The organism is Kaistella haifensis DSM 19056 (assembly GCF_000735695.2).
GTDB lineage: Bacteria > Bacteroidota > Bacteroidia > Flavobacteriales > Weeksellaceae > Kaistella > Kaistella haifensis.
Genome location: NZ_JASZ02000003.1, coordinates 110,316 through 123,199, shown reverse-complemented (window position 1 = coordinate 123,199; position 12,884 = coordinate 110,316). Strand labels below are relative to the sequence as shown.

11 protein-coding genes are annotated in these 12,884 nt (G+C 37.9%); 2 read left to right on the top strand and 9 right to left on the bottom strand.

Annotation, left to right across the window (positions count from 1 at the left end; translation table 11 throughout):
- Positions 1 to 3: 3 nt before the first annotated feature.
- Positions 4 to 993: a phosphoribosylformylglycinamidine cyclo-ligase gene (gene purM / locus AP75_RS03060; RefSeq protein WP_031502446.1), complete on the bottom strand. Its 990-nt coding sequence runs from the start codon at positions 991 to 993 to the stop codon at positions 4 to 6.
- Positions 994 to 1,302: 309 nt separating this feature from the next.
- On the opposite strand from purM, the gene AP75_RS03050 reads away from it, so the two are divergent.
- A complete protein-coding gene (locus AP75_RS03050; protein ID WP_031502442.1) occupies positions 1,303 to 2,220 on the top strand; it encodes a DUF808 domain-containing protein in 918 nt (305 codons plus the stop codon).
- A gap of 364 nt (positions 2,221 to 2,584) precedes the next feature.
- Here AP75_RS03050 and AP75_RS03045 read toward each other — a convergent pair whose 3' ends face one another.
- Positions 2,585 to 3,124, bottom strand: coding sequence for an NADPH-dependent FMN reductase (locus AP75_RS03045; protein WP_031502440.1), 540 nt, complete (start codon positions 3,122 to 3,124; stop codon positions 2,585 to 2,587).
- 30 nt (positions 3,125 to 3,154) lie between these two features.
- On the bottom strand, positions 3,155 to 3,868 hold the full coding sequence (locus AP75_RS03040) for a pirin family protein (RefSeq protein ID WP_031502438.1): 714 nt from the start codon (positions 3,866 to 3,868) through the stop codon (positions 3,155 to 3,157).
- Positions 3,869 to 3,970: 102 nt separating this feature from the next.
- Between AP75_RS03040 and AP75_RS03035 the strand changes: the two genes are divergently transcribed.
- Complete coding sequence (locus AP75_RS03035; RefSeq protein WP_031502436.1) at positions 3,971 to 4,324, top strand: DUF488 domain-containing protein; 354 nt, start codon at positions 3,971 to 3,973, stop codon at positions 4,322 to 4,324.
- Between the two features lie 80 nt (positions 4,325 to 4,404).
- On the opposite strand, the gene AP75_RS03030 is transcribed toward AP75_RS03035, so the two are convergent.
- The 6 genes from AP75_RS03030 to AP75_RS03005 all read right to left on the bottom strand — a co-directional run bounded on the left by AP75_RS03030 (position 4,405) and on the right by AP75_RS03005 (position 12,883).
- Complete coding sequence (locus AP75_RS03030; RefSeq protein WP_185116470.1) at positions 4,405 to 5,787, bottom strand: MFS transporter; 1,383 nt, start codon at positions 5,785 to 5,787, stop codon at positions 4,405 to 4,407.
- Between the two features lie 85 nt (positions 5,788 to 5,872).
- Positions 5,873 to 6,400, bottom strand: coding sequence for a nuclear transport factor 2 family protein (locus AP75_RS03025; protein ID WP_031502434.1), 528 nt, complete (start codon positions 6,398 to 6,400; stop codon positions 5,873 to 5,875).
- A gap of 126 nt (positions 6,401 to 6,526) precedes the next feature.
- Positions 6,527 to 8,386, bottom strand: a complete 1,860-nt coding sequence (locus tag AP75_RS03020) for a glycoside hydrolase family 13 protein (protein ID WP_088263563.1) — start codon at positions 8,384 to 8,386, stop codon at positions 6,527 to 6,529.
- Positions 8,387 to 8,445: 59 nt separating this feature from the next.
- Complete coding sequence (locus AP75_RS03015) at positions 8,446 to 9,060, bottom strand: transposase (protein ID WP_031503307.1); 615 nt, start codon at positions 9,058 to 9,060, stop codon at positions 8,446 to 8,448.
- Between the two features lie 95 nt (positions 9,061 to 9,155).
- Positions 9,156 to 11,312 carry a glycoside hydrolase family 97 protein gene (locus AP75_RS03010; RefSeq protein WP_088263562.1) on the bottom strand — a complete coding sequence of 719 codons (2,157 nt, stop codon included), beginning with the start codon at positions 11,310 to 11,312 and terminating at the stop codon, positions 9,156 to 9,158.
- A gap of 137 nt (positions 11,313 to 11,449) precedes the next feature.
- Positions 11,450 to 12,883: a SusE domain-containing protein gene (locus tag AP75_RS03005; protein WP_088263561.1), complete on the bottom strand. Its 1,434-nt coding sequence runs from the start codon at positions 12,881 to 12,883 to the stop codon at positions 11,450 to 11,452.
- Between the last annotated feature and the right edge of the window lies 1 nt (position 12,884).

The window sequence follows — 12,884 nt, the reverse complement described above, 5'->3', positions numbered from 1 at the left end:
CAATTAATTTAAAACTATTTTCTCATTACCTTCCGTGATTTCTCCAACGATATAAGCATCTTCAAGCAAATCCAAAACTTTGGCTGCGTGATTTTCATCAACCACGATCACCATTCCAATACCCATATTGAAAGTTCCGTACATTTCTGATCTCGCGATGTTTCCTCTCTTTTCAAGTTCTAGCATGATGCTCGGAATTTTAATAGCAGAAGCTTCAATTTTCGCACAAAGGTTTTCCGGAATAATTCTCGGTACATTTTCAATTAATCCGCCACCGGTAATGTGCGCAATTCCTGACACTTTCACTTCTTCCAAAACCCTGTGAATCGGCTGATAATAAAGTCTTGTAGGAACTAAAAGCGTTTCATAAAGAGGTTTTCCTTCAAATTCTTCGTTAAAATCCAGGAAGATTTTTCTTACCAAAGAAAATCCGTTGCTGTGGAAACCGGAACTTGGTAAAGCGATAATTTTATCTCCTCGTTTTATTTTGGAACCATCGATAATTTGGTCTTTTTCTACAATTCCTACACAAAAACCGGCTACATCGTAATCTCCGGGTTGGTACATTCCTGGCATTTCGGCAGTTTCACCACCGATGAGAGCGCAATTATTGTCTTTGCAAGCTTTTACCATTCCCATCACAATTTCGGCTGCAATATCGGAATCGAGTTTTCCGCAAGCTAAATAATCAAGGAAAAACAGAGGTTTCGCACCGTGGCACAAAATATCGTTCGCACACATCGCAAAACAATCAACTCCAATGGAATCATATTTTTTGGAATCCAGGGCGACTTTCAATTTGGTTCCTACTCCATCGGTTCCGCTCACCAAAACAGGATTTTGGTAACCACCAATCTGATAAAAAGCACCGAAACTTCCTAAACTGTTCAGTACATTTTCATTGTGGGTTTCGGCAACTGCCGATTTTATTTTGTCGACGGTTTTGTAACCTTCTTCCTTGTCAACTCCTGCGGATTTGTATGTATTGCTCATTTTTACTTTTTATTAAATTTTACTTCACAAAAACTTGAAAAATATTGAAAATAAAGAACAAAAAAGCCGGCAATCATTCAGACGTCGGCTCATTAGTATTTATTTGCGAAAATCACACATCCAATATTTTGGAAATTCTCTTTCTCGGAATGTATTTTTTTCGGTTTCAAGGATACAAATTTTGTTCTGCGAAAATAAGATTTTTAAACGAAATTAAAAAATGATTTAAAAAAAAGGTTGTTTTTCAAAAACACAAAGCATTGATTTCTCATTGAAATTCCTATTTTTGTTCGATACTAAAAATACAATATGGCTTCAGGCTTTTTTGCGATCTTAGATGATATTGCTGCACTGATGGACGACATCGCAGTAACATCCAAATTAGCAACCAAACAAACGGCAGGAATTTTAGGAGATGATCTTGCCGTAAACGCTGAGAAGGCGACCGGTTTTCTGTCTTCGCGTGAAGTTCCGGTTTTGCTAAAAATCATGAAAGGTTCGTTTATAAATAAACTCATCATCGTTCCGGTAGTTTTTTTGCTGCAATGGATTTATCCACCTGCGATCACGGTTATTTTGATTCTTGGCGGTTTGTATCTCGCATACGAAGGTGTAGAAAAAATTATTGAATTTCTCATTCATAGCAGAAAAAAAGGTCACGAGGTGGTTCAGGAAATCGAAGAGCCAAATAACGGCGGTGAAGCGGAGGAAGCGGCAAAAGTAAATTCTGCCATTCAAACAGATTTTATTCTTTCCCTGGAAATTGTCATTATTGCTTTGGCTTCAGCAAAAGATGGTTTTGAAACCCTAAAATCTCAGTTCAACCCATTTTTAGTAGAAATCATTACCGTTTCTATCGTGGCGATTATTGCTACAGTTGGCGTTTATGGAATTGTCGCATTGATTGTAAGAATGGATGATGCAGGATTCAAACTCATCAGAAAATCGGGTGGAAAAGGATTCATCAATACTTTAGGTGAATTATTGATAAAAGCGCTTCCGTGGGTAATTAAATTATTAGGTATCATCGGAACGGTAGCATTAATCCTTGTTGCTGGTGGAATTTTCGCCCACAATATCGATTGGATTCATCACCATTTCCTTCCTAAATGGCCTACAATGACAAGAGAAGCTTTGCTCGGAATTATCGCAGGTTTAATCATGGTTCCTGTGTTTATGCTTTTCAAAAGAGCTTTTAGATTTGTAAAAAAGAAAAAAGCAGCATAAAAATAGAAAAGAGCGTTCCTCGGAGCGCTCTTCATGTGTAATTTAATTATGATATTAGATTTGGTTAATGTTTTTATAAAAAAGAAAATTACTTCATCAAGGTTTTAATAATAGTTTTTAAAGGATACTTTTATCAATGAAAATTTGTGCTGCAAGATATTCGCGGAGCACTTTCATAAGGTCTTTGAGTTGATGCATTTCATTTTTAATTTTAAATCTAGCCAAAGGTAAAAAAGAAGTTTGACAGAATTTGTCAACCAACTTTCAAATTTGCCAATATGAACAAAAAATAACAAAACACAAACTTGAAAAACTGTTCAAAAAAAAAGCTGCTTCGATGGTAAAGCAGCTTTCTTATTTTTAATTATTGATTCATTTTTTGTTTTAAACTTTCGGTTTTTTCTTTCAATTCCGCAAGTTTTTCTTCGTCGGTAATTCCTTTTTCAGGATCAAAATTTTCACTGTATTTTGGCAGCGAGAATACTTCTAAAACTTGCGCTCCATCGAAAGGGAATCTTTTCTGCGCAATTTCTAAAACGCTGGCTCCGCCTCTTGCTCCACCGGAAGTTGCCATGAGGAACATATTTTTTTCACCAAAAATCTTTCTGCCTTTAATTCGCGACATCCAATCCATCAGGTTTTTGAAAACAGCCGGAAAGTTTCCGTTATTTTCCGGAGTGGAAAGCAAAATCAAATCAGAAGCGTCGATCTTCGCAGCAAAATCAGTTGCGGATTGTGGAATGCCGGATTCGAGTTCGATTTCTCTTTTGTAGATAGGCATTTCATAATCATTTAAATCTAAAATTTCCACCTCGTTTTCAGAGAAAAATGTAGAAGCAAAGGTTACGAGTTTCTTGTTGATTGAAACGGTAGAATTGCTTCCTGCAAAAGCGAGTATTTTCATTTTTTTAATTTTTTTTTAAAGATAACAATTTTAAATATTCATTGGAACTTCCATCAATAAAATCTCAGAATTTTCCAATGCTTCTAAAATAAAACTTTCGGTCTCCCAAATACCGAAGCCATCGCGGGTTCCTAAAACCTGATCTCCAATTTTAGCTGAACCTTTTAACACGAAAATATACACCCCATTTCCGGGCTGGTGCACTTTGTATTCTTTGGCATTTCCTGCTTCGAAATTTGCAATATTAAACCATGCATTTTGATGAATCCAAACGCCTTCATCTTCAGTATTTGGCGATAGAATTTGCTGGAAATCGTTGATCTTTTCGTTTTCTTTAATGCTGATTTGGTCATAACGCGGGGTAACATTCATCTTATTTGGAATCACCCAAATCTGAAGGAATTTCACCAATTCATCTTTGTTTTTATTGTATTCACTGTGCATTACACCGGTTCCGGCACTCATCACCTGGATTTCACCTTTTCTGATAACAGCGGTGGTTCCCATGGAATCTTTATGCTCCAAATCGCCTTCTAACGGAATGGAAATAATTTCCATATCGCGGTGTGGATGGGTTCCAAATCCCATTCCGGAAGCAACCTGATCATCGTTGAGTACGCGAAGCGCACCGAAATTCATTCTTTCAGGGTTGTAATAATTGGCAAAACTGAAGGTGTGATGGGATTTTAACCATCCATGATCTGCGAAACCTCTGCTGTCTGCTTTATGATAAACTGTTTTCATTTTTTTGATTGTTTTAGTGATTTAATAATGCAAATTTAGAGCATTAAGGCGCTAAAAACATTGATTTAAGATAAATTCATAACTTTACTTAAATTTATAAAAATGGAAATTTTTCAAAAACGCATTTATGACCAGCCACAAAGTACAGATGGCTTCCGCGTTCTGGCTGACCGGCTTTGGCCGCGGGGAATGACGAAAGAAAAAGCGGAAATTGATTTATGGGCGAAAGACATTGCACCTTCAAATGAACTCCGCAAACTGTATCATGGAAAAGAAATTGATTTTAAAGATTTCCGTAAAAAATATTTGAGAGAATTGGATGAGAATCCTCAGACCGAAGCATTTTTAAATGAAATTAAAAAACATCAAACTGTAACTCTGATGACTTCTGTGAAAGAGCTTGAAAAAAGTGAGGTTCCTATTCTGAAAGAATTTATCAGAAAACGTGCGGACTGAGTTTGGACTGAAACTAAATCATAAAAAAACGGTTCCGATAATGACCGGAACCGCTTAAATTGATAAATTTAAAAAATATTTTAAAAATGAATCTGCTGAATTTCTTCTTCAATTTCTTTTGGAGTTTCGGGGGTTTCATCTTTAATTAAAAACATTGTTACCGCAGCCGCTACAATCATGCAAACCCCTCCTACTACGACATAATCAATGGCCATATTGCCGAAGAGATTTTTCACAATTGGGCCTCCGAAAATACCATTGATAATTTGTGGAATCACGATGAAGAAATTGAAGATTCCCATGTAAACACCCATTTTCCTTTGAGGAATAGCATCGATCAACATTGCATAAGGCATTGCAAGAATACTTGCCCAAGCGAAACCTAAACCAACCATGGAAATCCACAACATTCCGGTATCTTTAATGAAAAACATAGAAATTAAACCTAATCCACCGGCAAATAAAGCCAAAGCGTGCGTTTGTTTTTTACCAATCGCCTTGGCAATTGGAGTTAAAAGAAACGCAAACGGAATCGCAAATAAATTATAGAGACCAAATAAATGTCCGGTTAAATCACCGGCTTTATTAAATTCTGCAGAGGTAGTATCATCCGGCGCAAGTCCGAAATGGTGAGTCGCTAAAGCACTTGTTGTAAAAACCCACATCGTAAACAAAGCAAACCAAGAGAAGAATTGCACGACTCCTAACTTTTTCATCAAAGGAGGAATGGTGGCAAAATCTTTGAAAATATCCATGAATTTGGAGTGTTCCGGCTCTTTATTATCATCGGAAAAGTCAGCAAATTCCTGAGGTGAGTATTCTCGGGTAGTGAAAATAGTGTATAAAATGGACAAAATAAGTACTGCTGCACCGATATAAAATGCGTAAATCACATTATCCGCCACATAGCCTTCGGGTGCGACATTAGATACACCCATTTTGGTGAGCCAGTTCGGCATTTCTGAACCGATAACGGCTCCAACTCCAATTAAGATAGTCTGGATAGAAAAACCAAGCGTTCCCTGATGTTTCGGCAGCATATCCCCGACCAGCGCACGGAAAGGTTCCATGGCGATATTGACGGAGAAATCCATCATGGCTAAGAAAATTACTGCCAGCAATAAAACATTGGCTGCGATTAAATGAGTTACTGACGCGGCGTTGGGTAAAAGAACCAGTCCGATTGCGCAAAGCACTGCGCCAATGAGGAAATACGGTTTTCTTCTGCCGAGCGGACTCCAGGTATTATCACCCATGTGACCGATAATAGGCTGTACAATTAAGCCCGTAATAGGTGCTACCAACCAGAACCAGGAAAGCTCGTGAACATCGGCGCCGAGGTTGGCTAAGATTCTACTAGCATTTCCGTTCTGCAGACCAAATGCCATTTGGATTCCGAGAAACCCCATACTCATATTGATAATTTGAGCGATACTGAGGTTTGGTTTTATTTTTTTTGCCATAATTTGTTATGAGGATTAAATATGATGAATGATTTTAAATTTTTAAATTATCAATGATGAATAATCACGTCGATTTTTTTTGAGCTTATTTTTGTGATTTCAGTTGGTTGATATACGCATCTTCTTCAGATGCTTTGATTTTGGTAACTTCGTCGACGTTGTCGTTTGGAATCGTCATAGAAAGGACATATTGTCGGATTTTCCATTTGCCACCAATTTTTTCTAGAACTCCGGAGCCGCGGCAAATTTTCATCTGGGTATCTAAAAGTTCATCAAACCAAGCGTAGGTACCATCTTTGCTAAAGGTGATATTTCTTTTCAGCGAAGTGAAATTCCATGCCTTGCCGCTATCGAAAAATGGCTTTGCCCAAACCATGAATTCTTTTTTATTCCATACTTCCGTAGCGTCGGTACCAATGAAAGTAGATTCTTCGGCATAAAGATCGAAATAATTTTTGTAATCTGCTGCTGCCGCAAAAGCATTCAAATCGTCTAGAACTTTAGCGACATTTTTCTTCTGGACGTTTTCGTAAAAACCTTTATTTTGTGCGGAAACTGTTCCGGAAAAATTGAAAATTAATAATAATATTCCAATAAAAGTTATTTTTTTCATAGTAACGGTTTTAACTATTTTATTAAACAAAGACAATGACACAATAATTTTTTTACGTTGATTTTTCTATCTATATTAAAGAGACAGCACTGTAATTTTATTACAAAAAGAACGCTGTTACCATTTTTAATTCAACTCTAAAATCAAAGAAGATTTCCCCGAAACGGTGAGTTTATTTTGTGCATTTACCGAAAAATCCTTTCCGGAAATTACATCTTTTCCCGCAGAAACGCCTGATAAAGATTCCGCGAAACGGCTTAAATCGAGAGTTTGATCTTTTTCGTTATTATTAATCACCACCATAACTTTTTCTTTTTCGTTGTAACGGAAATAGACATATACCTTTTCTTTCGGCATATAATGTTTGGTTTTTCCGTTGTGGATCACGTCTTTGCTTTTTCGCCATTTCAGCATCTTTTGGGTAAAATCATGGAAATCTTTCTGTTCTGCCGTACGCGTCTGAGGATTGAAGGCATTTTGGGGATCACCTTTCCAGCCGCCGGGGAAATCTCTTCGGATATCGGCATCGCCTTTGGATTTTTCGCCACGCAGCCCAATTTCGGAACCGTAATAAATCTGCGGAATCCCACGAACGGTGGAAATTAAGGTCAATGCCATTTTGTAATACCTGGAATCTCCATTGAAGATTTCATTGAATCTTTCGGTATCATGGTTTTCAAAAAAGACCAAAATGTTATTGATGTCGGGATAAAGAAAATCGTTTCCGAAGGAGTTGTAAATTTTAATCATCCCTTTGTCCCAACCGTCTTCATCCTTCAATGCAGAAGGTAAATCGGTGTACAAAGTAAAATCCATCACTGCCGGTAAATTGGAATTATAGCCATCAATCTCGGCAATCTTTGAATTTTTTTGCCAATAAGAAATATGTGCCGGATTGTACATCCAAGCTTCGCCCACGATATTGAAATTTGGATATTCGTCTGTGATGGCTTTTGCCCATTTTGCCATCGCTACTTTGTCGTTGTACGGATAAGTGTCAACGCGTAAACCGCCGAGTTCCGCATATTCAATCCACCAAATTGCGTTTTGGGTTAAATATTTCAAAACCAAAGGATTACTTTGATTCAAATCGGGCATTGTGGTATCGAACCAACCGTTTAATGCTTCTTTTTTGTCGATATCAGCGACATTCGTATCAAACTGCGAAGTGATCCTGTAATTGGATCTTTTGAAACCATATTTTCCTTCGCCATCCGCAAATTGGTGAATCCAATCTTTGGTCGGCAAATCCTGAATCAGCCAATGCGAAATTCCCCAATGATTAGTCACATAATCCTGAATAAGCATCATCCCGCGTTTTTGCAGTGCTCGGGAAAGTTCCAGATATTCTTCGTTGGTTCCGTATCTACCATCGATTTGGTAAAGATCAGTTTGTGCATAGCCGTGGTAGGAAGTTCTTTTTTCGTTGTCTTCGTTCACCGGAGTCAGCCAAAGCGCAGTTGCACCCAAATTTTGAAGATAATCAAGATTATTGATAATACCGCGTAAATCGCCCCCGTGTCTTCCAGTCGGTTCGTTTCTATTCGCTTTATCGGTAAGATTTTTTTGGGAATCATTTGAAGGATTTCCGTTTGCAAACCGATCGGGCATAATAAGATACATCACATCTTTCGAAGAATATGAAGGTCTGTTAGCAGAATTGGGTTTTCTACTTTTGAGTTCGTATTTGTAGGAATAAACGGTTTTATTATTTTCTTTAAAATTAATTCTAAAAAGAGAATTGTTGATTTCATTGGTATTCACGGTGATGAATACATAATTTGGGTTTTCAGTTTTGGTAAGATCTTTAACCGGGATTTGATCGGAAAGTTCTACCGCATATTTGGAAATATCCTTTCCATAAACCATAATCTGGAGTTCGGGATTTTTCATCCCTTTCCACCAGAAGGCGGGTTCTACTTTCTGGATTTGGGCGATCAACGTCGTGCTGATGTATAGCGACAATAATAAGAGTAGTTTTTTCATGGTTGGTTGTTGGTTAGTTAGCTGTCTAGCTGTAGTTAAACCTCATAGGTTTCAGAAACCTATGAGGTTTGAGGATTCATTTCAGGATAACTGTGAAATTCGATAAATTCATCCATCGAGCGAAAATATTTCAGCATATAATCGCGTGTTACTGCCGATGCGGTTTCCGGATGGAGATAACTTCGATAGGATGAAAATTTCCATTCACTCACATCACGAACGAAACCGTGATTTATAGGATTTCTGTGAATATATTTGAAGGTATTTAATAAATATTTTTCGTCATCTATTCTGATTCTCTTTAAATAATCTAAAAATAATGCCCCTCGCCGGCCGTACATTTTATTATAAGCCTTCGCATACGAATTAAGTAAATTACTGAACGGCTTCATCAGAAGCCGATGCGATTTTTCACCATACACCTCTGCAGTTTCAATAGTCAAATTCTTACCAACCTCATCACCCGTTTTAAATGCTACCAACAGGTGAATGTGATTCTGCATTAAACAATAAGCGTAAATATCTAAAACCGGTAACAGATAATGCTTGAGTTTTTCAAGGAAAAAAATATAGTTTTTGTCTTCACGAAAAACCAATTCGTTTCCGTTCACGTGCGTGTACACATGAAAAATTCCGTTGAAGTCGAAACTTTCGCGATATCTGCTCTCTATCATGGTACTGTTTATTTGGAGTGGCGAAAACTAGAAACCTTAGAAACCTTATAGGTTTTGAAAACCTATAAGGTTTAATTGGTACCTGTTCACATCACCTACTTTACAGGCTTCACTGAAATCGCATAACCACCGCTTCTAGCGAGTTTCATCGGCAATTTCGATTTGCTGGTAACCGTCTTTTTGTAAATCTTATAGGATTGAGGATTGTTGATATAATCTGCATCGTCGCCATCGGCATATACAGTGGCTTCGTACTTTTTCCCTTTCGGAAGGAAGGAGAAATCTACGGTGTAATTTCTTGTGTTTTCATCGGTAATTCCGCCTACATACCACTCATCTTTGCCTTTTGCTTTTCTGGCCGTGTGGATATAATCGCCAGGTTCTGCCGAAAGAATTTTGGTATCATCCCAATCTACCGCAACATCCTTGATGAACTGGAACGCATCTAAATGCCGTGCGTAGTTTTCCGGTAAGTCAGCCGCCATCTGTAGCGGAGAATACATCACTACATACAGCGCCAACTGCTTTGCCAAGGTTGTTTTCACAAAACGCTTGTCGCCGGGAAAATAATAATCTAGTTTGGTTTGGAAAATTCCCGGTGTGTAATCCATTGGGCCACCCATAAATCTGGTGAACGGAAGAATGGTCTGATGATCCGGATTATTTCCGCCAAATGCTTCGTATTCTGTTCCACGTGCGGCTTCAGCGGCGATCCAGTTCGGATAGGTTCTGCTTAAACCTGTAGGACGAACAGATTCGTGAGAGTTGACCATGATTTTATACTCGTTGGCCTTCTCTGCGATTCTTAAATAATGGTTAATCGTCCACTGTGAGTAATGATGTTCGCCACGCGGAATAATATTCCCAACATAACCGGTTTTCACAGACGGATAATCGTATTTGTTCATCAGCTGGAAAGCTTTGTCGGCCCATCTTTCGTAATTGGTTGCAGAACCAGAAGTTTCGTGATGCATCATAAGTTTCATGCCTTTTGAATGAGCGTAGTCATTCAGCATTTTAATGTCGAAATCAGGATAAGGCGTGATGAAGTCGAAAACAAATTCTTTGCTGTGACCGAACCAGTCTTCCCAGCCTATGTTCCAGCCTTCGATAAGTAATGCGTCGAAGCCGTGTGCTGAAGCGAAATCGATATACTCTTTGACTTTGGTATTGTTGGCAGCGTGGTTTCCATTCGGGGTGAGTTTAGAAAAATCAGTTTTCCCGATATGTACGTTGTTGGCTGTGGAATAAGCCCACTGAGATTTCCCGATGATCATTTCCCACCAAACACCCATGTATTTTGTAGGTTTGATGTAGGAAGTATCTTTATATTCTGTAGGATCATTGAGGTTGAAAATCATTTTTGAAGCCAAAACTTCTTCTGCTTTAGGGGAAGCAATGATCGTTCTCCACGGAGAAACCGCCGGGGTTTGCATATAACCTTTTGCACCTTGAGCATCAGGAGTTAAGTGGGTTTTAAACTTAAATTCAGTCGCATCCAATTCCAAGTTGGAAGCCTGATAATTGATAACTGCAGCTTCTGCAATGTTTACGTACAATTGATCTTTTCCTTCTTTTTTCAGCATTAAAGGCGTCTGAACTGCATTTTTAATTAAAGATTGCGAAGCATTTCCGTCGTAGGAAGTTGGCCATTTTGCAGGAATCTCAGAAAGGTTTGTGGTCTGCGTCTGGTATTCCTGAGAATCGTAATCTCCGGCGAGCCACCACGCTTTCATATCGGTTGGCAGATCGATTTCGGAGTCTTCTTCCCTGATGATGAAATAGTTCAGATTTTTCTGTTGCGGAAATTCATATCTAAAACCAAGTCCATCATTAAATAACCTGAATTTCAACACAATATGGCGATCATTTACATCTTGATTAAGCGTAACTGCAAGTTCATTGTAATGATTTACATACGATTTTTTTTCGCCCATAATCGGATTCCAACTTTCGTTTTTGGAATCGAATTTTTCATCTGTTTTGGTAAATCCTTCTGATAAATCTTTGCCTTTTTGGTCTTTACTTTCTATCTCGGAAGCAAACTGAATGTCGCCATCTCTTAAAAGTCTTAATCCTAATTTGGAGTCTTCAACAACGGTTTTTCCTTGGTATTTTAAGTTATAAAAAGGCGCTCCATTTTTGAGTTGAAAGTTCATTTCAAACTTTCCATCCGGAGATTTTAATGATTGTGCATTCAGGGAAATACTTCCTAACAATAGAATAAGTGCTGAGATTTTTATATTTTTCATAATGATTATTTCGAATCAATAAATTTAGATAAAATGCTAGTAATGACCAAGTTTTTGAGCAATATTTATCCTCAAAAACACAAAAAAACTGCTGCTAAAAAGCAACAGTTTCTTATAAATTTCAAGGAAAATAAAACTTACTGAGGAGTCAGTTTATTAGTTCCCAATTTGATGTTGGCAGTAATTTTATAAGTAGCGCCGCCACCGTTGTATTGAATATTATTGTTATCACCATTTGGTCCTAAGAAACCGGAGTTTCCAGCACCATGGATGTTACCCCATTCCGTACCAGACCAATCTTGCTGACCTAGGAATTTGAATTCTGCTCCATCTGGAACTTCAATTACATATTCGTAAACTCCATCACCAACTTGAGTCATTTCTAATGCTGATCCAGCGTTCCAACCTTGGATAGATCCTACCAAATAAACATTGGTTGGCAAAGTAGGAACAGAAGAAGGAGTCACTGTGATGTTTCTTGAGTTTTGGTTAATCGTGATTTTATACATACCGGAATTCCCTGTGAATTTCATGTTTTCCGATCCTGCTGGCTCTAAATTGCTAGACCAAGTATTGAAATACTTAAAAGAATCATTGATACCATCAGCGTTTAGACTGTAATTAATAGGGTTCCAATCTTGTTGACCTAAGAATCTGAATTCTCCATTGTTTTCCAAATAAGTATAAATTTCAGAAATTTCTTCAGTTTGTTTCAACAACTGTGCTCCAGAAGCATTCCAGCCCACTGCTGTACCACCTCCTACAAGATAGAAATCTACAAACGCTGGTTGATAAGGTGCAACTTTAAAGGTAACAACATCTGAAGTTTTAGTTATGGTACCACCAGTTGATGTGGTAGTTGCAGTAACGCGGATATCAACAGAAGATGCTACATTCACAGGAAGACCTGCTTTGATAGCGATATCATTCAAAGTATAATTAGAAACCGCCAACTGAGTTTCATCGGTAGTGCTTCCTAATAATTGGAAGTTTGATGATCCTGACGCAGCAAGTTCTACTTTATATTCAACAGCCACACTGTAAGAATAATCATCCCAAAGAATAGTGGTAGCAGTTTCTAATGGAGCTTCAGCATTCAAAGTAATCAATTGACCTGCACTAGGATTTTTGATCACCGGAACTTCAGAAGGATAAGGAGTTACCACAAAATTAATCGCATTCGACACTTCAGCACCAGTCTCTATTCTAATATAAGCATTTTGCGAAGAATAAGGAGAAAGACCAGCTTGCAACATTGCAGTATTCAGTGCGCCAATTGTAGTAGTGAAGGTATTGGAAGTGGAAGTACCCAACTCTACTTTCGTAGCGAAATCTTCTGTCTTTGAAACAACAACAGAATAAGTTCCTCCTGTAGTTTTAGAATTGTCCCATCTTAATATGAAAGGGTTATTTTCCATTGTAGGATACAAAACTACAGCTCCCAAAGTGGTATTATACAAGGTAAATGACGGTTCCGGAGTCGTCCAGTCTCTGTCAGCATCGTTTCTGCAGGAATTCAGAAGAATTAATGGCAGAAACAGCACGATCAAAATTTTAAATATATTTTTCATT